At 65.8% G+C, this 21681-nt stretch carries 18 protein-coding genes; 12 read left to right on the plus strand and 6 right to left on the minus strand.

Annotation, left to right across the window (positions count from 1 at the left end; all coding sequences use genetic code 11):
• Positions 1 to 367 precede the first annotated feature (367 nt).
• Together ACP7BV_RS12320 and hutC are read right to left on the minus strand one after the other, a co-directional pair.
• A complete protein-coding gene (locus ACP7BV_RS12320) occupies positions 368 to 4264 on the minus strand; it encodes a PAS domain S-box protein (protein ID WP_426104117.1) in 3897 nt (1298 codons plus the stop codon).
• Positions 4265 to 4405: 141 nt separating this feature from the next.
• Positions 4406 to 5128 carry a histidine utilization repressor gene (gene hutC, locus ACP7BV_RS12325; protein WP_426104118.1) on the minus strand — a complete coding sequence of 241 codons (723 nt, stop codon included), beginning with the start codon at positions 5126 to 5128 and terminating at the stop codon, positions 4406 to 4408.
• 135 nt (positions 5129 to 5263) lie between these two features.
• On the opposite strand from hutC, the gene ada reads away from it, so the two are divergent.
• Entirely contained in the window at positions 5264 to 6355 is a 1092-nt protein-coding gene (ada, locus tag ACP7BV_RS12330; protein WP_426104119.1) for a bifunctional DNA-binding transcriptional regulator/O6-methylguanine-DNA methyltransferase Ada, read from the plus strand.
• A gap of 164 nt (positions 6356 to 6519) precedes the next feature.
• Here the strand turns inward: ada and ACP7BV_RS12335 are convergent, their stop codons facing one another.
• Positions 6520 to 7203 carry a transposase gene (locus ACP7BV_RS12335; RefSeq protein WP_426104120.1) on the minus strand — a complete coding sequence of 228 codons (684 nt, stop codon included), beginning with the start codon at positions 7201 to 7203 and terminating at the stop codon, positions 6520 to 6522.
• A gap of 193 nt (positions 7204 to 7396) precedes the next feature.
• Between ACP7BV_RS12335 and ACP7BV_RS12340 the strand changes: the two genes are divergently transcribed.
• The 8 genes from ACP7BV_RS12340 to ACP7BV_RS12375 all read left to right on the plus strand — a co-directional run bounded on the left by ACP7BV_RS12340 (position 7397) and on the right by ACP7BV_RS12375 (position 17972).
• Positions 7397 to 9070, plus strand: coding sequence for an amidohydrolase (locus tag ACP7BV_RS12340; RefSeq protein ID WP_426104121.1), 1674 nt, complete (start codon positions 7397 to 7399; stop codon positions 9068 to 9070).
• A gap of 103 nt (positions 9071 to 9173) precedes the next feature.
• Positions 9174 to 10889, plus strand: a complete 1716-nt coding sequence (gene hutU / locus ACP7BV_RS12345) for a urocanate hydratase (RefSeq protein WP_426104122.1) — start codon at positions 9174 to 9176, stop codon at positions 10887 to 10889.
• Positions 10886 to 12448 carry a histidine ammonia-lyase gene (gene hutH, locus ACP7BV_RS12350; RefSeq protein ID WP_426104123.1) on the plus strand — a complete coding sequence of 521 codons (1563 nt, stop codon included), beginning with the start codon at positions 10886 to 10888 and terminating at the stop codon, positions 12446 to 12448. Before hutU ends, hutH begins: the two co-directional genes overlap by 4 nt.
• 40 nt (positions 12449 to 12488) lie before the next feature.
• A complete protein-coding gene (gene hutG / locus ACP7BV_RS12355; RefSeq protein WP_426104124.1) occupies positions 12489 to 13277 on the plus strand; it encodes an N-formylglutamate deformylase in 789 nt (262 codons plus the stop codon).
• A complete protein-coding gene (locus ACP7BV_RS12360; protein ID WP_426104125.1) occupies positions 13274 to 14656 on the plus strand; it encodes a formimidoylglutamate deiminase in 1383 nt (460 codons plus the stop codon). The genes hutG and ACP7BV_RS12360 overlap by 4 nt, the downstream gene beginning before the upstream one ends.
• Positions 14653 to 15237, plus strand: a complete 585-nt coding sequence (locus tag ACP7BV_RS12365; RefSeq protein WP_426104126.1) for a HutD/Ves family protein — start codon at positions 14653 to 14655, stop codon at positions 15235 to 15237. Before ACP7BV_RS12360 ends, ACP7BV_RS12365 begins: the two co-directional genes overlap by 4 nt.
• Before the next feature lie 3 nt (positions 15238 to 15240).
• Entirely contained in the window at positions 15241 to 16479 is a 1239-nt protein-coding gene (gene hutI, locus ACP7BV_RS12370) for an imidazolonepropionase (RefSeq protein ID WP_426104127.1), read from the plus strand.
• Between the two features lie 17 nt (positions 16480 to 16496).
• The gene (locus ACP7BV_RS12375; protein ID WP_426104128.1) at positions 16497 to 17972 is read left to right on the plus strand and encodes a glycine betaine ABC transporter substrate-binding protein; all 1476 of its coding nucleotides are present in this window, start codon (positions 16497 to 16499) and stop codon (positions 17970 to 17972) included.
• Positions 17973 to 18124: 152 nt separating this feature from the next.
• Here ACP7BV_RS12375 and ACP7BV_RS12380 read toward each other — a convergent pair whose 3' ends face one another.
• Both ACP7BV_RS12380 and ACP7BV_RS12385 read right to left on the minus strand, forming a co-directional pair.
• Positions 18125 to 18613: a GNAT family N-acetyltransferase gene (locus tag ACP7BV_RS12380; RefSeq protein WP_426104129.1), complete on the minus strand. Its 489-nt coding sequence runs from the start codon at positions 18611 to 18613 to the stop codon at positions 18125 to 18127.
• The gene (locus tag ACP7BV_RS12385) at positions 18610 to 19548 is read right to left on the minus strand and encodes a DMT family transporter (RefSeq protein ID WP_426104130.1); all 939 of its coding nucleotides are present in this window, start codon (positions 19546 to 19548) and stop codon (positions 18610 to 18612) included. The genes ACP7BV_RS12380 and ACP7BV_RS12385 overlap by 4 nt, the downstream gene beginning before the upstream one ends.
• A gap of 153 nt (positions 19549 to 19701) precedes the next feature.
• Between ACP7BV_RS12385 and ACP7BV_RS12390 the strand changes: the two genes are divergently transcribed.
• Positions 19702 to 19836, plus strand: a complete 135-nt coding sequence (locus tag ACP7BV_RS12390; protein ID WP_426104131.1) for a hypothetical protein — start codon at positions 19702 to 19704, stop codon at positions 19834 to 19836.
• 9 nt (positions 19837 to 19845) lie between these two features.
• On the opposite strand, the gene ACP7BV_RS12395 is transcribed toward ACP7BV_RS12390, so the two are convergent.
• On the minus strand, positions 19846 to 20292 hold the full coding sequence (locus tag ACP7BV_RS12395) for a DUF962 domain-containing protein (protein ID WP_426104132.1): 447 nt from the start codon (positions 20290 to 20292) through the stop codon (positions 19846 to 19848).
• A 91-nt stretch (positions 20293 to 20383) separates the two neighbouring features.
• Here ACP7BV_RS12395 and ACP7BV_RS12400 point away from each other — a divergent pair, with 91 nt between their 5' ends.
• Both ACP7BV_RS12400 and ACP7BV_RS12405 read left to right on the plus strand, forming a co-directional pair.
• Positions 20384 to 20872 carry a DNA-deoxyinosine glycosylase gene (locus tag ACP7BV_RS12400; RefSeq protein WP_426104133.1) on the plus strand — a complete coding sequence of 163 codons (489 nt, stop codon included), beginning with the start codon at positions 20384 to 20386 and terminating at the stop codon, positions 20870 to 20872.
• A 129-nt stretch (positions 20873 to 21001) separates the two neighbouring features.
• The gene (locus tag ACP7BV_RS12405) at positions 21002 to 21655 is read left to right on the plus strand and encodes a glycine zipper 2TM domain-containing protein (protein ID WP_426104134.1); all 654 of its coding nucleotides are present in this window, start codon (positions 21002 to 21004) and stop codon (positions 21653 to 21655) included.
• Positions 21656 to 21681: the final 26 nt, after the last annotated feature.

Here is a 21681-nt window from a genome sequence, read left to right on the forward strand (position 1 = left end):
CGCTGTCGCAGGCGCAGCCATCGACAGTCATCTCAAAATTGTTCAAGATCGCGGTGCAGGTCAGGCAGTACAAAAACAAGATCGTCCTTCACCTGCCGAGCGCCTGTCCAGTCAAACATCTGCTGCACACGTTGACCGAGCGACTGTATCTGCCGACACCGGCCAGGTCATTTAACTCGTCCTGAGTAAGTCACGTCCGGTCTGCCGAGAACTGACCACCCCGCCGCCAACCATCAACCCTATGCAGCTTCATTAATGTCCCGTTTAAATGGGTAGGGAAGCTATTGCTCGCAACATTGAAATTGCTGCCGATGAGGCACTGCTTCGGCCAGCCGGACACGCAGTGGCAGTTTATGAAACATTCAGGTTAGGTGTCGCTGGCGAAGGTCGTGTTCTGCATGATGTGCTCGGTAATTTTTTCCAGCAGCGGCCACAACCCGGCCACCATCGCGGCCGCCTCGGCCTGTTCCAGCTGCGCCGTGCCAAACGGCAAATCTTCCAGGCGCTGGCACATCTCGGCCATGCCCAGCGCCCCGACCGTGCGCGCGGCCGACTTGATGCGGTGTCCCAGTTCGCGCACCCGCATGACGTTGCCATCCCTGAGCGACGCTTCCATGTCATCCAGGCCGCTCTGGGTGCTGTGCAAGAATTTGAAGGCGAACTTGCGCACTTTGTCCTGGTCGTAGCTGAGCAGCTTGGCCAGGATCGTCAGGTCGATCACGTCCGGGTCGCCCGCCAGAATCGTGCGAAAGCCGCTGCCGGGGGCCGTCTGCGCCGGCCCGCTCGCCGCTGTAGCCTGCTGCGCCAGACAGTGGCGCGCGGGCAGCCAGCGCGCCACCGTTTGGCACAGCAGCGCCGGCTGGATCGGCTTACTGATAAAGTCATCCATGCCGGCGGCCATGCAGCGCTCGCGGTCTTCGCTGGTGGCCGTGGCCGTCATGGCCAGCACGCGCAAGCCCTGCAGGCGCGCGTCGAGCCGGATCAAGCGCGTGGCGTGCAAGCCGTCCATGACCGGCATCTGCACGTCCATCAGCACGCAGTCGAAGCTGGCCTTAGCCAGCAGGTCGAGCGCTTCGAGGCCGTTCTGCGCCAGGCACACGGTGCAGCCGGCTTCTTCCAGCATCTCGAGCGCAATTTGCTGGTTGAACGTATTGTCTTCAACCAGCAGGATGCGCGCGCCTTCCAGCGAGGGATGGACCGCTCCGACGGCTGCGCCCGCGCCACGGCCGTGGCGCTCGGCCAGTGCGCCGGCGGAGAGCTTGCCCACGCGCGCCGTAAACCAGAAATTGCTGCCCGCGCCAGGTTCGCTCTCCACGCCCACGTCGCCGTCCATCAGGTGCGCCAGCTGCTTGCAGATCGCCAGGCCCAGGCCGGTGCCGCCGTATTCGCGCGTGGTCGAGGTGTCAGCCTGCTGGAACGACTGGAACAGCTTGCCCGCTTCTTCGGGCGAAAGGCCAATCCCGTTGTCGCGCACCTCGAAGCGCAGCAGGCAGTCGGCAAGCTGCTCCTCGATCATCATGATGCGCACCATGATGGCGCCGCTGTGGCTGAACTTGATCGCATTGTTGGTGTAGTTGATCAAGACCTGGCCCAGGCGCAGCGGGTCGCCCTGCATCACCGCCGGCAGCGCCGGATCGATCTCGAACTGCAGCGCCAGGTCCTTGCTGGCAGCCTTGGGCGCCACCACCGTGGTCAAGGTTTCCAGCACATGCGCGAGCGTAAAGGCGACGTTCTCGATATCGAGCATGCCCGCCTCGATCTTGGAAAAATCGAGAATGTCGTCGATGATGCCCAGCAGGTGTTCGCCGGCGAAGCGGATCTTTTCGATGTAGTCGCGCTGGCGCGCATCGAGGTCGGTCTTGAGCGCCAGGTAAGCCATGCCGATCACGCCGTTCATCGGGGTGCGGATTTCATGGCTCATGTTGGCCAGGAACTGGCCCTTGGCCTGGCTGGCTTCCTCGGCCACCTGCTTGGCCAGGTCCAGCTGCACGGTGCGCTGGCCGACGCGTTCCTCGAGGTGTTCGTTCAGTTCGCGCAGCTGGCGCTCGGACTGGATCGAGTCGCTGATGTCGACCATCATGCCGATCAGGTATTCGGGCTCGCCCTGCTCATTGAAGACGGGCTTTTTGATGGTGCGGATGAACTGCATGCGCCCGCTGGCGGCGTTGAACGCAGACTCGACGTAGTCCACCATGGCGCCGCCCTCGAAGGCCTGGCGGTCGTGCGAAGCGTCGCCGGCGAGCTGTTCGACGGCGAGCGCGAACTGGCTCTCGCAGGCGCTGTTGACCAGGGTGACGCGTCCTTCCGGGTCCTTGATGAATAGCCCGATCGGCATCATCTGGATGATCTCGTGCAGGCGCGCCGCCAGCGCTTTCAAGGCCACCTCGGCCCGTTCGCGCTCGCTGATGTCGCGCAGCGACACGATCCACACCGGCTGGCCCTGCGCCTGCATCGGTGTCAGGTTCACTTCGGCCGGAAAGCTGCTGCCGTCGCGCCGCCAGGCCGTCAGCACCTGGTTCGGTGCGCCCGCATTTTGCATGCCGGGCGCCAAGCGCGTGGCCTGCATCCCGGTCAGTTCGTCGAGCGTGTAGCCAAAGCCGCTGGCGCACAGCGCGTTGGCGTAGCGGATGCGCCCTTCGGCTGTGAGCACCAGCATCGCCTCGGGCGAGGCTTCGAGCACGGCGCGCACGCGCGCCTCGTCGGCCTCCTTGCGACCGCTGATGTCGGCCATGGTGCCGGTCATGCGCAGCGGCAGGCCGTCGGCGTCGCGCGCCACCACGATGCCGCGCCCCAGCATCCACTTCCACTGGCCATCCTTGGAGCGGATCCGAAACTCCACCGACAGGCTGGTACGGTCGCCGTCCGGCACCCGGCGCGTAAAAATTTTCGCCTCCGAGCGGAACGTGCCCAGGTCGTCCGGATGCAGGTGCATCAGCCACTCGTTAAAGCGCAGCTCGAATTCGTCCGGCCCGTAGCCGAGCAGCTCCTTGTAGCGCGGCGACAGGCTCAATTCGCCGCCCGGCTGGGTCAGTTGCCACATGCCTTCGCCCGAGCCTTCGAGCGCAAAGCCCCACAGGTTTTCGGCGCTGGTGAGCTGCTCCTGGGTCGCGCGCAAGGCGCGCCGCTCGGCGCGCAGCGATGCCGTCAGCTGCGCGAAGCGCCACGCCACGGCGCCCGCCGCCACCAGCAGGAACAGCGCCGCCGACAGCGTGATGTACAGCATGTGCACGTCCAGTGTCTGCGCCTTGTACAAAAAACCGTCCAGCGCAAAGTCGGCCGGCAGCAGGCCGAGCGCGGCGTAGATGCTGGCGATGGCGCGCCAGCGCTCCGGGTTCGAGTAGCCCGCTTCGATGACGTCGGTCTCCATCAGCGCCGCCATCTGGCCGGCCTGGTACAGCAAGTGTTCGCGTCCCAGGCGCTGCGGGTAGCGCGCCCGGATCAGGTCCACGATCTCGGCCTGGTGGGTCAGCGCGTAGCTCCAGCCGCGCAGGGTGGCTGCGCGGATCGCCGCGGCGCGCGCCGGATGCTCGCGCAGTTCGGCTTCGGTGGTAAACAGCACGTCGCCGTAAAAGTCAATCCCGGCCGTGCGCGGCGAGAGCAGGTCGAAGCTGGCGGCGCCGGTGGTGCCGGTGGTGCCGGCGGTGCCAGCGACGGTCAGCACCGGTGGATCGGTGATGAAGGCCGACATGGCGTCGACCCGGCCGGCGGCCAGGTCGTCCGGGTTGGCGCTGTGCGTCAGCTGCTGCAGACGCTCGAGCTGTACCCCGCTTTTTTTCAGGTACGCGAGCAGCTCGATGCTGCGCGGCGCCAGCATCACGCGCCGGATGTCGGGCAGTGCAACCTGGCCATCCGGGCCGGTGCGCACCATCAGTACCGCCGGAGAATGCTGGAAGATCGAGGCCAGCACCACCACCGGCTCGCCGCGGCTGCGCGCAAGCAGCAAGGTACTGTCGCCGATGCCGTAGGTCGCTTCCCCGGCCAGCACCGGCTGGGCGGGGTCAAGAGCGGCCAGTTCGCGCAGCTGCACTTCCAGCGCCGCCTCGCGGTAAAACCCTTTTTCCTGGGCCGCATACACCCCGGCATACTGGAACTGGTGCTTGCCGTTGAGCTGCAGCGTGACCTTTTCAAGCGCCACAACGTCGCCGGCCATGAGCGCCAGCGCCACCAGCGCGCTCAGGCGCAGGCGGGCAGGGGCGTGGCGGCTGCGGCGGAGCAGGGGCATGGTGTCGGCGGCGGCTAAAAAGTGATCAAGCAGAGTGATCAAGCAGAGTGATCCAGCAGAGTGATCAAGCAGGGGCGGGAAGGGAGCATGGACCCATTCTAAATGCGCTGTAAAGATAGCCGTGAATAATCTTTCAGGTCTTCGTGTGAAATAATATTACACACGAAGGCGTTTCATGAAATATTATTGCCCGACGCTGCCGGTGAACTGGTACAGCTGGCCTGGATGCCACATCGTCACCACCGACGCGATCTGGCCCAGCGCGCGGGTGCGGCGCTTGAGGACCAGGCAGCACTGGCGCGGCTCGATGGCCAGCATCTCGGCCACTTCGCGCGGGCTGTGCAGCGCTTCGATGCTGTAGGTGGCGCTTTGCAGCGGCGCGGCCTGCATCAGGTGTTCGTTGGGCGTGACGGCGGCGAAGTCCTGGGTCAGGTAATCGGGTGCGCAGGCCGGATTGACCCAGCGGTCCTCGACCTGGATCGGAGCCTCGTTCTCGAAGTGCACGATCACCGAATGGAACAGCGGCACGCCGGGCGCCAGCTCGAACTGCAGCGCCAGCAGGTCGGTGGCGCGCGCCTGTTCGAGCAGGTGCAAGCTGCTGTGGTGGCGGTGACCGCGGGCGCGGATTTCGTCGGCGATGCTGCGGATCTCGACCAGCGTGGCCTGGTACTTTTGCGGGGCCACGTAGGTGCCCGAACCCTGGCGGCGCGTGAGCACGTGTTCGGCCGTCAGTTCGCGCACCGCGCGATTGACCGTCATGCGCGAGACGCCGAACTGGCGCACCAGCGCCTGTTCGGACGGGACCACGTCGCCCTCCTTCCAGCGGCCGGCGGCGATTTCGCTCATCAGATAGTCCTTGATGCGCTGGAAAATGGGCGTGCTGTCTTGCGCAATCTGGTGTTCCAAACTACTCTCCGAAGGGCGGGCCGAGGATGGATTCTAGCACCGCGCGTGCGGCCCGATTCAAAAGCAAGAATGGGAGTGTTGCGGATGGCCGTACGCGCTACGATAGCGCCAGGTAAATACAAAGCGGAGCGCAGCATGAAACTTGAGACCATGGCGGCACCCTATGCCAGCGACGCGGCGCGCTGGGCGGCCGTGAAGGCGCGCGATGGCGGCGCCGACGGCCTGTTCTGGTATGCCGTCAAAAGCACCGGCGTGTACTGCAAGCCCTCGTGCGCGGCGCGCCCGGCGCTTGAGCGCAACGTCACCTTCCATGCCAGCCGGGCCGACGCCGAGGCAGCCGGCTTTCGGCCCTGCCTGCGCTGCAAGCCAGACTTGCCGCCGCTGGCCGAGCGTCATGGCGACGCCGTCGAGCGCGCGTGCCGGCTGATCGACGCCAGCGAGGCAGCGCTGGACCTGGACACGCTGGCGCAAGCGTGCGGCATGAGCCGCTTTCACTTCCACCGGGTCTTCAAGGCGCACACCGGCATCACGCCCAAGGCGTACGCCGCGGCCGGGCGCGCCGCGCGCCTGGCGCAGGCGCTGGCCGGCGCGACCAGCGTCACCGACGCCATTTACGCGGCTGGCTTTGGCTCGAGCGGGCGCTTTTATGCCGGCGCCCCCGACAGGCTGGGCATGCTGCCTTCCCGTTACCGTGCCGGGGGCAGTGGCGCGACGATCCGCTTTGCGATCGGGCAGTGCACGCTGGGCGCCATCTTGGTGGCCGCGACCGAGGTCGGCATTTGCGCCATCCTGATGGGCGACGACGCCGGCCAGCTGGCGCGCGAGCTGCAGGACCGCTTCCCGGCGGCCGAGCTGGTGGGCGCGGACGCCGGCTTTGAAGCGGCGGTGGCGACGGTGGTCGGTTTTGTCGAAGCGCCGGGAATCGGCTTTGACTTGCCGCTGGACGTACGTGGCACGGTGTTCCAGCAGCGCGTATGGGAAGCGTTGCGGCAAGTGCCGAGCGGGTCCACGGTCAGCTATGCCGAGCTGGCGGCGCGCATTGGCCTGCCGTCGGGAGCGCGCGCGGTGGCGGGCGCGTGCGCGGCCAATCCGGTGGCGGTCGCGATCCCTTGTCACCGGGTCGTGCGCAACGACGGCGCGCTGTCGGGCTACCGCTGGGGCGTCGAGCGCAAGCGCGCCCTGCTGGCGCGAGAAAGCACCCCTCCACCGGGGTCAGACCACGATTAAGCAAATGTTTTTTAATTGGGGTCAGACCTCCGAATTTGTGCAACTGTTTCTCCTATGGCTAGAAATCTGGCGCTTTGTTGTCTCTGCGGCAAAGGTACTGTGCCGCGTGAAATGTTTTTTAATTGGGGTCAGACCTCGACATTTGTGCAATGTTTTTTGCGGAATCAGAAGGGCCTGCGACCCGCAGTCTGTCGGGAAAAATCCCGGCCCAAAGCGACGCTGATCTGTTCCGAAAACTGCGCTGATCCATATATCCCGTTGCTTTGTGTCGCTTGCCGTACCTGGTCCAGCAGCGGTTCTGGCAACGCCTGCGCAAATAACGCGCGGTAGGAAGATTCTCTCGCGCGCTTTTCGGCGTCGATCGCATGGTAAAGATCGTGGGGCACCACGATGTCACTCTGTTCGCCGTGCGCATGCACGCGATAGCTCGACCAATCGTAGTCCACCGGATGGGCGACAATGCCGGCTCTGACGGGGTTAAGCTCAATGTAGCGTTGGCACGTCAGGAAGTAGCCTTCGTTATCCACCAGGCTGGAGTGGTAGCGTCCCTGCCATAAGGTGCCATACCGGCGATACCTGCGATTGACGTATTGCGTGTACCGCTGTCCTACTCGTTGCATGAGGGAAGCGGGCGCGGTAGTGTCCACGGGGGACGCTAGCAGATGCACGTGATTTGGCATCAGCACGTATGCGTGAAGGGTACAGTCGAACTCTGCAAGGGCGTCTTCCATCATGCCAAGAAAAACCTGGTAATCGCCCTTGCAAAAAAAACAGGGATTCCGATTGTTCCCGCGCTGCACGATGTGGAGCGGGACATTGGCAAAAACGGGGCGGCGATAGCGGCTCATGGTACCTCCTGGAATCGTGGAATTGCCTTCAAACTTAGCGCGGCCTGTAGCTGCCCACCAAGCATCGCTCAATCGAGCGCGAAGTTTCCAGAAATCGGAGGCCTGACCCCAGTTAAAAAACTATTTCAAAATTGAGGTCTGACCCCGGGGTTGCGCGCTACACTCTGAATTCGTTCATTTTTGGGGGTGGCTGATGCGCTTGATTCATTCTTCTGTTCTGGTTCTGCTGGCAGTCGGGGCCCTGGCCCACGCCAATACCGTCATCGATAACGCCAACGGCTACACGCTCGACAGCAAGGGCAAGCTCTTGCGCTTCTCGTCCATGGCCTTCGATCAGAACGGACGCATCCTGGCCGTCGGTTCGTCCGCGCTGGCCAAGGCCAAGGCGCCGGGCGCCAAGCATATCGATCTGCATGGGCAGACGGTGCTGCCGGGACTGATCGACGCGCACGGCCATGTCTTTGGCCTGGGCGAGCAGCTGACCCAGCTCGATTTGACCGGCAGCGCTTCGCTGGCCGCCGCGCTCGCGGCCACGTCCACCTACGCGGCGGTCAATCCGCAGCACGCCTGGCTGGTCGGGCGCGGCTGGAACCAGGAGATCTGGAAACTGGGCCGCTTTCCCACCGCCGCCGAACTCGATGGCGCCGTTGCCGACCGCCCCGTGTGGCTCTCGCGCGTCGATGGCCACGCAGCCTGGGCCAATACGCGCGCCATGCAACTGGCAGGCATCACGCGCGACACGCCCGACCCGGCCGGCGGCAAGATCGTGCGCGACGCGCAGGGCGAGGCCACCGGCCTGTTCGTCGATGCGGCCCAGGACCTGGTCACCAAAATCCTGCCGCGCCATACCAATGCCCAGGCCCGCGCGATCCTCGATCGCTCGCTGCAGCAAATCGCGGCGATGGGCCTGACCAGCGTGCACGATGCGGGCTTGAACGTGGCCGCCGATGCGCTGTATCGCCAGTACGCCGACGCCGGCAAGCTCACCACGCGCGTGTACGGCATGATCGGCGACACGGGCGAAGACTTCGACCAGCTCTCCAAGGCCGGCCCGCTCAAGTCCTACGCGGGCGACCTGTACGCGCTGCGCGCCGTCAAGCTGTACGCGGACGGCGCGCTGGGCAGCCGCGGCGCCGCCCTGATCGCGCCGTATTCGGATGAACCCAAGTCGCACGGCTTGCTGTTCCGGTCCAACGCCGACATCGCCGCAGCCATGGACAAGGCGATGCAGCGCGGCTACCAGGTCAATGTGCACGCCATTGGCGACGCCGGCAACCGCCAGGTGCTCGACGCCTACCAGCAGCTGGTGAAAAAGACCGCCAGCGTCGCCCAGCGCCACCGCATGGAGCATGCCCAGGTGGTGGACCTGGCCGATATCGCGCGCTTCAAGTCGATCGGGATCATCCCGTCGATGCAGCCGACCCACGCCACGTCCGACATGAACATGGCCGAACAACGCGTGGGCGCGCAGCGCATCAAGGGCGCCTACGCCTGGCGCACCTTCCTCAAGCAGGGCTCGCGCATCGCCTGTGGTTCCGACTTTCCGGTCGAGTCGCCCAATCCGTTCTTCGGCATCCACGCGGCCGTCACGCGCCAGGACGCCGCCGGCCAGCCCGCCGCCGGCTGGCACCCGGACCAGGCGATGACGCTGACCGAGGCGCTGCGCTGCTTCACGCTCGACGCGGCCTACGCGGCGCACCAGGAAAACGTGGTCGGCTCGCTCGAAAAAGGCAAGTGGGCCGACTTTATCGTCATCGACCGCGACCTGTTTGCGATCCCGCCGGCCGACCTGTACAAACTGGCCGTGCGCCAGACCTGGGTCGCGGGACGCATGGTGTACGCAGGCAGCGCCAAACCGATCGACTAAATTAAATCGGTTGACTGGGTTGTCTATACAACCTAAACTTTGTTCATTGCACGAGGCGCGTGCGGTGTCGCCGCGCCAGAGAGCACCACGCACAGGAGCTGCCATGACGCTTGAGATCAACCAGATGGGCATTGACCCCCGCTTTGACGCCACGCGCGAGATTCGCGCCCCGCGTGGCACCGACCTGGCCTGCAAAAGCTGGCTGACCGAGGCGGCCTACCGCATGATCCAGAATAACCTGGATGCGGAAGTGGCGGAAAACCCCAAGCACCTGGTGGTCTACGGCGGCATCGGGCGCGCCGCGCGGAATTGGGCTTGCTACGACCAGATCCTCGCGTCCCTGCGCGAACTGGAGGACGACCAGACCTTGCTGATCCAGTCCGGCAAACCGGTGGGCGTGTTCCAGACCCACCCGGACGCGCCGCGCGTGCTGATCGCAAACTCGAACCTGGTGCCCAAGTGGGCCAACTGGGAGCACTTCAATGAACTCGATCGCAAGGGCTTGTTCATGTATGGCCAGATGACGGCCGGCAGCTGGATTTACATCGGCACCCAGGGCATTGTGCAGGGCACCTACGAAACCTTCGCCGAAGCGGGCCGCCAGCATTTCGGCGGCGACTGGGGCGGGCGCTGGATTCTCACCGCGGGCCTGGGCGGGATGGGCGGCGCGCAGCCACTGGCCGCCTCTTTTGCCGGCGCGGTGTCGCTCACCATCGAGTGCCAGCAGTCCAGCATCGATTTTCGCCTGCGCACCAAGTACGTGGACAAGCAGGCCACGGACATCGACGACGCCATCGCGCTCATCAAGCACCACACGGGCCTGCGCGAAGCGGTCTCGATCGCCCTGCTCGGCAATGCGGCCGAGGTGCTGCCCGAGCTGGTGCGGCGCGCCAAAGCCGGCGGCCTGGTGCCCGACATGGTGACCGACCAGACCTCCGCGCATGACCTGATCAACGGCTACCTGCCGCTCGGCTGGAGCGTGGACCAGTGGAAGGCCGCGCAACAGGATCCGTCCCAGCACGCGCGCCTGACTGCCGCCGCCGCCCAGTCATGCGCGGTGCATGTGCAGGCAATCCTCGACTTGCATGCAATGGGCGTGAAGGCGGTCGACTATGGCAACAACATCCGCCAGGTGGCCAAGGACCAGGGTGTCGAAAATGCCTTTGCCTTCCCGGGCTTTGTGCCGGCCTACATCCGTCCCCAGTTCTGCGAAGGGCGCGGCCCGTTTCGCTGGGTGGCGCTGTCGGGCGACCCGGAAGATATCTACAAGACCGACGCCAAGATCAAGCAGCTGTTCCCCGACCAGAAGCAGGTCCACCACTGGCTCGACATGGCGCGCGCGCGCATCGCTTTCCAGGGCCTGCCGGCGCGCATCTGCTGGCTGGGGCTGGGCGAGCGCCACATCGCGGGCCTGGCCTTTAACGAGATGGTGCGCACGGGTGAACTGAAGGCGCCCATCGTGATCGGGCGCGACCACCTCGATACCGGCTCGGTGGCCAGCCCGAATCGCGAAACCGAGAGCATGCGCGACGGGACCGATGCCGTTTCCGACTGGCCGCTGCTCAACGCCATGCTCAACACCGCCGGCGGCGCCACCTGGGTCTCGCTGCACCACGGCGGCGGCGTGGGCATGGGGTACTCGCAGCATTCGGGCGTGGTGATCGTGGCCGACGGCACCGACGCCGCCGCCCGGCGCCTGGCGCGCGTGCTGGTCAACGACAGCGGCTCGGGCGTCATGCGCCATGCCGACGCCGGCTATGAAACCGCAATTGCCTGCGCCAAGCGCAACCACCTCAATCTTCCTATGGTCCCTCAATGAAAAACACCCAACAAGGCTGGACATTGACGCCGGGCGCGCTGGCGATGGACGACCTGCGCGCCGTCTGGGCCGCGCCGGCCAGGCTGACGCTCACGCCAAACGCCTATCCGGCCATCCTGGCGTCAGCGGCGGCGGTCGAGGCCATCGTGGCCAAGGGCGACGCCGCCTACGGCATCAACACCGGTTTCGGCATCCTGGCCAAGACGCGCATCCCCGACGAAAAGCTCGAGGAACTGCAGCGCAACCTGATCTTGTCGCATTCGGTCGGCACCGGCGAACTGCTGTCGGACGCGGTGGTGCGCCTGATCATGCTGATGAAAATCGGCAGCCTGGCGCGCGGCTATTCGGGCGTGCGCCCCCTGATCGTCGACACCCTTATCGCCATCTACAATGCGGGCATCGTGCCGGCCATTCCCGCCAAGGGCTCGGTCGGCGCTTCGGGCGACCTGGCGCCGCTGGCGCACATGACGCTGGCGATGCTGGGCGTGGGCCAGGTGCGCCACGACGGCAAGCTGGTCGAAGCGATCGACGCGCTGCAGGCGGCCGGCATCAAGCCGGTGGTGCTGGCGGCCAAGGAGGGCCTGGCGCTGATCAACGGCACCCAGGTCTCCAGCGCGCTGGCGCTGCATGGCTTGTTCATGACCGAGCGCCTGCTGGAAGCTGCGATGGTGGCTGGCGCGCTATCGCTAGACGCGGCCAAGGGCAGCGACGCGCCGTTTGACGCGCGCGTGCACGCAGTGCGCGGCCAGCCGGGCCAGATCGCCGCGGCCGCCATCTATCGCGAGCTGGTGGCCGCCAGCGCGATCCGCGCCTCGCACCTGGTGGGCGACGAGCGCGTGCAAGATCCTTACAGCCTGCGCTGCCAGCCGCAGGTGATGGGCGCGATCATCGACCTGATCGTCAATGTCTCGCGCACGCTGCTGATCGAGGCGAATGCCGTCACCGACAACCCGCTCATTTTTCCCGACGCCGGCTCGCCCGAGGGCGGCGAAATTATCTCGGGCGGTAACTTCCACGCCGAGCCGGTCGCCTTTGCGGCCGATACGCTGGCGCTGGCGATCGCGGAAATCGGCGGCCTGGCCGAGCGCCGCATTGCACTGCTGATCGACGCTACCTTGTCAGGCCTGCCGCCGTTCCTGGTGCGCGAGCCGGGCATCAATTCGGGCTTCATGATCGCCCACGTCACGGCCGCCGCGCTGGCGTCCGAAAACAAGTCGCTGGCCCATCCGGCCAGCGTCGACAGCCTGCCCACGTCGGCCAACCAGGAAGACCACGTCAGCATGGCGACCTTCGCGGCGCGCCGGCTGGACGATATGGCGCAAAATACGGCTGTCATCGTCGGCATCGAACTGCTGGCCGCAGCCCAGGGGATCGACTTTCACCGGCCGCTCAAGTCCTCGCCGCAGCTCGAACACGTGCATTCGCAGCTGCGCGCCCGCGTGCCGTTCTATGACGCCGACCGTTTCTTTGCGCCCGATATCGAGGCGGCCAGGCAGATGGTGGTTGGCGGCGAATTGAGCGCTTCGTGCAAGGCGCTGTTCGCAGGCCTGTATATGTAATTTTACGGTGTAGTTTGACGATTAACGCGACGGAGCACTGATGGATTTCGAGTTCACGGAAGGCCGCATTCCCCTGCTGGTGTCCATGCCCCACGTGGGCACCGACATCCCGGACGACATCGCACTGCGCCTGGCGCCGTGCGCCAGCGCGCGCGCCGATACCGACTGGCATCTCAAGCAGTTGTATGGCTTTCTGGGCGAGATGGGCGCATCCGTGATCTCGGCGCGCTGGTCGCGCTACGTGATCGACCTGAATCGCCCGCATGACGACAGCAATCTGTATCCGGGCCTGTCGACGACGGGCCTGTGCCCGGTCGACACCTTTGCCAGCGAACCGCTGTACTGCGGCGGCGACGCCCCGAACGAGCAGGAAGTGCGCGCCCGGCTGGTCCGTTACTGGGAGCCGTATCACCGCCAGCTGCGCGCCGAACTCGATCGCCTGCTGGCCATCCACCCCCGCGTGGCCCTGTGGGATGCGCACTCGATCGCGTCCCGGGTGCCGCGCTTTTTCGACGGTCGCCTGCCCGACCTGAATTTCGGCACCGCCAACGGGACGACCTGCGCGCCGCAGATGGAAGCGGCAGTGGTCGGCGTCGCGCGTGCGCAACAGGCGTTTTCGGTGGCCGTGAATGGTCGCTTCAAGGGCGGCTACATCACGCGCCACTACGGCCAGCCGGCACGCAAGGTGCACGCGATCCAGCTTGAAATGTGCCAGTGCCTGTACATGGATGAAAGCGCACCGTTCGCCTACCGTCCGGACGTGGCGGCGCGCGTCCAGCCCTTGCTGCGCCAGCTCGTCACGGCGGCAGTCGATTGGCCTGGCGAATGAATCCGGGTCTGACGCAGTCGCTGTTCGCGCGACACGCCTTGCTGCCGGACGGCTGGCGGGACGACGTGCGCATGCAATGGGATGGCGCCGGCAACTTGACCGCGGTCACTGCGGGCGCCACCTTCCTGCCCGGCGAAGCGCAGGCCGGCCTGGTCTTGCCCGGCATGGTCAACCTGCATTCGCATGCCTTTCAGCGCGCGCTGGGCGGCCTGACCGAGAAGGCGGGCGAGGGGCCGGACAGCTTCTGGACCTGGCGCGACCTGATGTATCGCTTTGCCCGCAACATCACTCCCGAGCATATCGAGGCGATCGCCGCGCAGCTGTTCTCGGAGTGCCTGCGCCATGGTTATACGTCGGTGTGCGAATTTCATTACGTGCAGCGCGACCAGCAGGGCGCCATGTATGCGCGCCCGGCCGAAACGGCTGAGCGCATCGTGGCCGCCGCGGCGCTGGCCGGCATCGGGGTGACGATGCTGCCGGTGTTGTACAGTTACGCCGGTTTCGGCGACCAGCCGCTCAGCATTGAACAACAGCGCTTCAAAACCGGGCCACGCGACGTGGTGGACATTATCGCCGCGCTCGAGCCGCTGCGCGGGCCGCAGGTGGAAGTGGGCGTGGCGCCGCATTCGCTGCGCGCCGCCGCCGGCGCCCAGATTGCCGAGGTGCTGGCCAGCCTGCCGCCGGCGCGTCCGGTGCACATCCATATCGCCGAACAGCAGGGCGAAGTGGCGCAGTCGATCGTCGCCACCGGCATGCGCCCGGTGCGCTACCTGATGGAGCAGTTCGAGCTGACGCAACGCTGGTGCCTGGTGCACGCGACCCACCTCGATGCGGGCGAGACCGCGGCGCTGGCCGCGAGCGGCGCGGTTGCCGGTCTGTGCCCGACCACGGAGGCAAATCTGGGCGACGGTCTGTTCCCGCTGGCGCCGTTCCTGGCCGCAGGCGGGCGCTTTGGTATCGGCAGCGACAGCCACGTGTCGCAGTCGCCCGTGGAAGAGCTGCGCTGGCTTGAGTACGGCCAGCGCCTGCTGCACCAGCAGCGCAACGTGGCCGCCTCCCCGGGCGAGCGGCGGGTGGGCGACTTTTTGTGGCAGGGCGCCCTTGCCGGTGGCGCGCTGGCTGCTGGCCGCCCCGTGGGCGCGCTGGCCCCGGGCAAGCGGGCCGACCTGCTGGTGCTCGACAGCGACCATCCGAACCTGTTCGACGTGGCGCCGGCCGACTTGCTGAGCGCCTTGGTTTTCTGCGGCAACGACAACCTGGTGCGCGACGTGATGGTCGGCGGGCAGTGGGTGGTGCGCGATCAAAGCCACGTGGCGCAGGCGGCGATCGCACAGCGATACATGCACACCATCGCACAATTGCGTACACTGCGAGCATGACACTCCTGATCCCCTTTGCCGGCCTTGAGCCCGCCCCCTGGAAAAACGGCGGCGGCAGTACCACCGAACTGGCGATCGCGCCGCCGGGCGCCAGTCTCGACAAGTTCGACTGGCGCATCAGCCTGGCGACGATCGGCGCGGACGGGCCGTTTTCGCTGTTTGGGGGCGTGGACCGGTCGCTGGCGCTGGTCGACGGGCCGGGCGTGTTCCTCGACATTGACGAGGAGGGCCGTTTCGCGCTCGACTACGACGCGCCACTGGTCGAGTTCGCGGGCGAATCGCACGTGCTCGCCACGCTCAACGGTGGCCCGAGCACCGACTTCAACGTCATGACCCGGCGCGAGCGTTGCCACCACAAGCTGGGCCGGCGCGTGCTGGACGGCGTGTCCCAGTTCGCGCCGCGCGGCGACGTCTCGATCCTGTTCCTGGCCGAAGGCGACAGCCTGTCCGTGTGCAGCGATTCCGAACGCATCGGCCTGGTCCGGTACGACGCCATCATTTTCGACACCAACACCATCTGGACGCTCGAAGCGGGGCAGGCCACCGTGTTCGTGGTCGACATCTTCCTCAACCAGGCGTAAGCGATGGCGCGGCCGTTCGAGACCGGCTTGGACAGCCTGTTCACCAACGTGCAGCTGGCAACCATGGCCGGCGGCTATGGCGAACTGCGCGACGGCGCCATTGGCGTAAGCGACGGGCGCATTGCCTGGATCGGCCTGGGGGCTGCAGCGCCGCCTGCGGCCGTGGTGCACGACGGGCGTGGGTGCTGGCTCACGCCCGGTCTCATCGATTGCCACACCCATATTGTCCATGCCGGCAACCGCAGCGATGAATTCGAAGCGCGCCTGAACGGCGCCACCTACGAGGACATTGCGCGCGCGGGCGGGGGCATCATGTCCACCGTGCGCGCCACGCGCGCGGCCAGCGACGAGGACCTGCTGCGCCAAAGCTTGCCGCGCATTGCCAGCTTGCTGGCCGAAGGCGTGACCACGCTTGAAATCAAGTCCGGCTACGGTTTGACGATCAAGGCCGAAGCGAAAATGCTGCGCGTGGCGCGCCGCGTCGGGCAGGTGCTGCCCGTGAACGTGGTTACCACCTTCCTTGGCGCGCACGCGCTGCCGCCCGAATTTGCCGGCCGCGCCGACGACTACGTGGCCCATATTTGCGAGCACATGCTGCCGCAGCTCGCCGCGGCCGGGCTGGTCGACGCGGTCGACGCGTTTTGCGAACGCATCGGCTTTTCCAACGCCCAGACTGGGCGCGTATTCGAGGCGGCGCGCGCACACGGCTTGCCGGTCAAGCTGCATGCCGAACAGCTGTCCGACCAGGGCGGGGCCGAACTGGTGGCGCGCTTCAAGGGCCTGTCGGCCGACCACCTGGAGCACCTGGGCGAAGATGGCATTGCCGCGATGGCCGCTGCCGGCACGGTAGCCGTGCTGCTGCCGGGCGCTTACTATTTTTTGCGCGACACCACGCCGCCGCCGATTGCCGCGCTGCGCGCGGCCGGGGTGCCGATGGCGGTGGCCACCGACTGCAATCCGGGCACCTCGCCCATGACGTCGCTGCTGCTGGCGATGAACATGGCTTGCACCCTGTGGCGCCTGACGCCCCAGGAGGCGCTGGCCGGCGCCACCATCCACGCGGCGCGCGCGCTCGGGCGCGCGGCGGACATCGGCTCGCTGGAAGTGGGCAAGCGCGCCGACTTTGCGCTGTGGGACATTGCGCGGCCGGCCGACCTGTCGTACGCGATCGGCCTGAACCCGTGCCGCGGCGTCGTCAGCGCCGGCGTGCTGCGCGATCCGGTGGTAAGCTTGCCCGGTTAATTTTTCCGGGAGCGTGCGTGCGCGCCACAATCACTTTTATCGCTCTGTGCCTGCTTGGCTGGCTCGGCCTCGCTTCGGCCCATGCCGACGACGTGCTGCACGTGGGCTCCAAGCGCTTTACCGAGTCTTACGTGCTGGGCGAGGTGCTGACCCAGACCGCCGCCGCGCATGGCAAGGCCGAGCATCGCCAGGGCTTGGGTAATACGGCCATCGTGTTGGCCGCGCTGCGCGCCGGCAGCATCGACGTGTATCCGGAATACCTGGGCACGATCGACCTGGAGATATTAAAAAACCCGAAGCCGACTTCATTGGCGGCGATGCGCGCGGCACTGGCGCCGTGGGGCCTGGGCGTGGCGGTGCCGCTGGGCTTTAACAACACGTACGCACTGGCCGTGCGCGCCGACAGCACCGTCACAACGCTGTCGCAACTGGCGGGCCAGCCGCTGCGCTTTGGCCTGTCGCACGAATTCATCGGCCGCGCCGACGGCTGGCCGGGCCTGGCGCAGCGCTACGGCTTGCGCCAGCAGCCGCGCGGGCTCGATCACGGCATCGCCTACGAAGCGCTGGACCAGCGCCAGGTCGACGTGATCGACATCTACGCCACCGACGCAAAAATCGCGCGCTACAAGCTGCGCGTGCTGAAGGACGACCTGGCGTACTTTCCGCGCTACGACGCCGTGCTGCTGTACCGGCTCGATGCGCCGGCCCGCTTTCCCGCAGCCTGGCGCGCCATCAGCGCCCTGGAAGGGCGGATGACGGCGGACCGGATGATCGCGATGAACGCGGCGGTCGAACTGGAAGGCAAGAGCTTTGCCAGCGTCGCGGCTGCGTGGCTGGCGCCGACCGTCGCCACGAACAGTGCCGTGCGCGCCGGCCTGATGGATAAACTGTTCGGCCCCGACCTGTGGACGTTGACGCGCCAGCACTTGCTGCTGGTGGCCGCGGCCGTGGTGCTGGCCTGCCTGATCGGCATTCCGCTGGGCATCCTGGCCGCACTGGCGCCGCGCCTGCGCCAGGTTGTGCTGGGCGCGGCGGGCGTGCTGCAGACCGTGCCGTCGCTGGCCTTGCTGGCGATATTGATTTCCTTGCTGGGCAAGATAGGCAGCGTGCCGGCGCTCATTGCGCTGGTCGTGTATGCGCTGCTGCCGGTGGTGCGCAATACCTGCACCGGCATCCTGGGCGTGCCGGCCGGCATGCGGCTGGCGGCCCAGGCGCTCGGGCTTTCCCCTGGTCAGCGCCTGCTGCATGTGGAGTTGCCGCTGGCGCTGCCGGTGATCTTGGCGGGCGTCAAGACGGCGGCGGTCATGAGCGTGGGGACGGCAACGATTGCCGCCTTTATCGGGGCCGGCGGCTATGGCGAGCGCATCACGATCGGCCTGGCGCTCAACGACAACGCCATGTTGCTGGCGGGTGCGATTCCGGCGGCGCTGCTGGCCTTGCTGACGCAAGCTTTGTTTGAAGGGGTGGAACGCCTTGCAATGCGCCGCGCATGAGGCACCTTTGCGCAATAACAAAGGACCGTTTTTCGGATGGGTAATTATTACTGGGACGAGCAAGAAGACGTAGACCAGCCTCTATCTCCCCTCCCCATCTTAAACACATGGGTTCACCCACGGCGCATTGCATGCCCGTGGGTTTTTTCTTTTTAGCCTTTGGCCAGTACGTCCAGCGCATCACCGGCCACGCGGCAGATGCGCCAGTCAGGCAGCAGCTCGGCGCCCATCCCTTTATAAAAATTGATCGCCGGTTCGTTCCAGTCCAGTACCGACCATTCGAAGCGGCCGCAATTGCGTTCGACGGCCAGCTGCGCCAGCGCCACGAGCATCTGGCGGCCATAACCCTTGCCGCGATGGTCTTGCTTGACGTACAGGTCTTCCAGATACAGTCCCTTGCGGGTGAGGAAAGTTGAAAAATTATGGAAAAACAGGGCGAAGGTGACGATCTCGCCGTTTTCTTCGCCCATGATGGCTTCGCACGCCGGGCGCGCGCCAAACAAGCCTTCGTGCAGCATGGCTTCGGTGGCGATGACGAGGTGTTCGAGTTTTTCGAACACGGCCAGTTCGACGATCATGGCGTGAATGTGGGCAACGTCGGCTGGCTGGGCCGGGCGGATCGTAAAAGTGTTGGTAGTCATGGTACCTCGGGGTAGGTGGTCAGGTTGATTGCTGCTTGGAGGGTAGGCGAGGGCGTGCGCACGGCCCAGGCCACGCTGGCCAGGCACACGAACATGCCGGAAAACTCGAGCGGACCGGGGCGGTAATGTTCGAGCTGCATCGACAGCAGCAGCGAGATGACCGGCGTGACGACGCCGATATACACAGCCTTTTGCGAACCGATCCGGTTGATCAGCGTGAAGTAGGCGGCAAACGCAATCACGGAGCCGAACAGCGACAAATACAGCAGCGCGGCCCAGTAACGCGGCGCCTGGGGTAGCGTGAAATGCTGGCCCGTCGCCAGGGCGTACAGTGCCACCATGACAGTGCCGGAGAACATCGACCAAGCCATGGTCAGGAATAAGTTCGACGACTGCTCGCGGATCTTGCTGACCACCACGTTGCCGGCCGAGCTGGCGATGGTGGCCGTGACGGCGAGCGCCAGGCCGAACAAAAAAGTGCCGGCGCCGCCGCGCACGATCTCGCCCCAGCCGTCGGCGATGGCGTGGAAGAACAGCATGGTCACGCCGCTGACGGCGACCATGCCGGCGGCCCAGGTGCGCCACGCGACCGGGGTGCCAAAGGCGAGGCGGCTGCACAGCGGGTTCCAAAACACCATCAGCGCGAACAGCACCGCCACCAGCGCCGAGACCAGGTATTGCTCAGACGTATAGGTGCACACATACGACAGCGCGAAGGTGAACAAACCTTGCAGCAGCACCCAGCGCACGGCCGGGCGCGGCAGGCGCAGGCTCTGCCCGCGCAGCAGGCACCAGGCAAACAGCGCAGCCGAAGCCAGCGCAAAGCGGTACACCACCGACACGGCAGGGGCGACTTCGCCCAGCTGGTAGGTGATGGCAAAAAAGGTGGAGCCCCAGATCAGGGAGGCAATCGCAAAAAGAAGGGGAGAGGACATCGCGAAAGTATACGGTGATTCGATGTTTCCTGCTGAACATTGCGCGAAAGCGACAGTGCGCCGTTCCGGCCTTGACCATCGTCAATACGGCGCCGTTCCCGCGCGTGCGCCAGGCGAAAGGCGCTACGCTGGTTGCTCTCTTGGGGAATGATCATGAAACCGCTGCTGCACCTGAAAACCGCCGTGCTGGTCGCCTACGTGGCACTGTGCGCGCACCTGGTCCTCGATTTGATGCAGGCCGATCCGGCGCTGCACGCAGCGCCACAGGCGCACGGGTTCGGTGAGTAGGATCAGGTGCTACCACGCCAGATGCAGGCGCCGGTACAGGAAGCTGAGCACGAACAGCGGTCCGATCAGCAAAAACCGCAGGTCTTCCAGGAAGGATGGCTTCTTGCCTTCGATCTTGTGGCCGATGAACTGGCCGATCCAAGCCAGCATGAAGATCCCGATCGACAGCGGCAGCACGGTCTGGCGCGGCATCAGGCTGAGCAAACCGAGCATCAGGCCCGACATCACCAGCATGCCCAGCGCGAAAGGCCTGGAAAGCTGGACATAGTAGGCCAGCGCGATGACCGCCACCGTCACCGCCGCCAGCGGGTGAAAGGCCCAGATCATGCCGAGCAGTGTGAAGACGATCACGGGTACGCACACGAAGTGGATCAGCTCGTTGGTATGGTTCAAGTGGCTTTCGCCGTATTGGGCCAACAGGGTGTCGATGGTGCGCGGCTGTACGGTGGTGGTCATGGTGAGCGGGTCTCCGAACTGGGCATTTTTGTTGTAGGGTTGCTTGCCGATTTTACACCGGGGCGGGGCGCCGGAAGTTAGAATCGGCGCCATGATCATCCCTCCCACCGCGCTCACCGGCCTGGCGCCCGTCATCGATGCCCACACCCGCATCCTGATCCTGGGCAGCTTTCCCGGCGCCGCTTCGCTGGCCGCGGGCCAGTACTACGCGCACCCGCGCAATGCGCTGTGGCCGATCCTGGCGGCGCTGACCGGCGAACCGCTGGCGGCGCTGCCGTACGCCGAGCGTCTGGCGCGCCTGCTAAAGCACGGTGTCGGCCTGTGGGACGTGCTGGGGGCGTGCGAGCGGCAGGGCAGTCTCGATGCGCGCATCCGCCATCCGGCCGCCAACGATTTTACGCGGCTGCGCGCGCTGTGTCCGCAGCTGGCCGTGGTCGGCTTTAATGGCCAGACCTCGGGCAAGTTTGCGCCCCAGTTTGCCGCCGCCGGCTACCGCACGCTGATCCTGCCATCGACCTCGCCTGCGCTGGCCGCCATGTCGTTCGAGCAAAAACTGGAACGCTGGCAGCAGTTGCTGTGAACTGCAGCAGTTGCCTTGAGTCTTTTATCGATTACATCTGCTTACGATTGATACAGCATCGCCCTAGCCTTGCGTGCAGCGCGCCGTTAAGGTGGTCATGCAGACACATTCACAGCACAGGAGCAGACCATGGAAAAGATCACCACAGCAAGCCGGATTCACCCATTGATGGCAGCCGCGGCGTTGTCCGTCATCACCATCAGCGCCGTCGGCACTGCAGCGATCGCCGGCTGGTTGCCCAATTCGCAGGCCCAGACTGCCCAGCTGCAACCGACCCAGTTCCAATCGGCGCAGTTGCAGTCGGCGCCAGCCGTCGTCACCGCCACGCCAGCGCAGCAATTGCTCGAAGCCCAGCAATTGCTGGCAGCCCAGCAGGCCCTGGCAGCGCAGCGCCAACTCGCCGCGCAGCCCTTGGCAGTACCGGTCAACACGCTGGTGGCGCCTGCATCGGCAGTGCTGGCCGAGCCGACGCCGCGCGTCCACGCGGCAGCGCCCAAGACCCGTGTGGTCTATCGCGATGCACCCCAGCGTACCCGCGTGGTGTACCGCGACGCGCCGCAGCGTACCCGTCACTACAGCAACAGCCCGAGCTACCAGGCTCAGGCACCGGCGCCGCAGCCGCGCCAGCCTAACTATGTGGGCATCGGTACCGGCGCCGTTATTGGCGGCCTGCTCGGCAACCAGGTGGGCGGGGGTAATGGCAAGAAGCTCGCGACGGTGGCCGGCATCATCGGCGGCGGCTACCTCGGCAACGAGATGGCCAACCGCTACCAGCAGCGCTGAGCACAAACAGCATTGTGCCCAAACAG

The organism is Massilia sp. TSP1-1-2 (assembly GCF_049896185.1).
Taxonomy (GTDB): Bacteria; Pseudomonadota; Gammaproteobacteria; order Burkholderiales; family Burkholderiaceae_D; genus Telluria_A.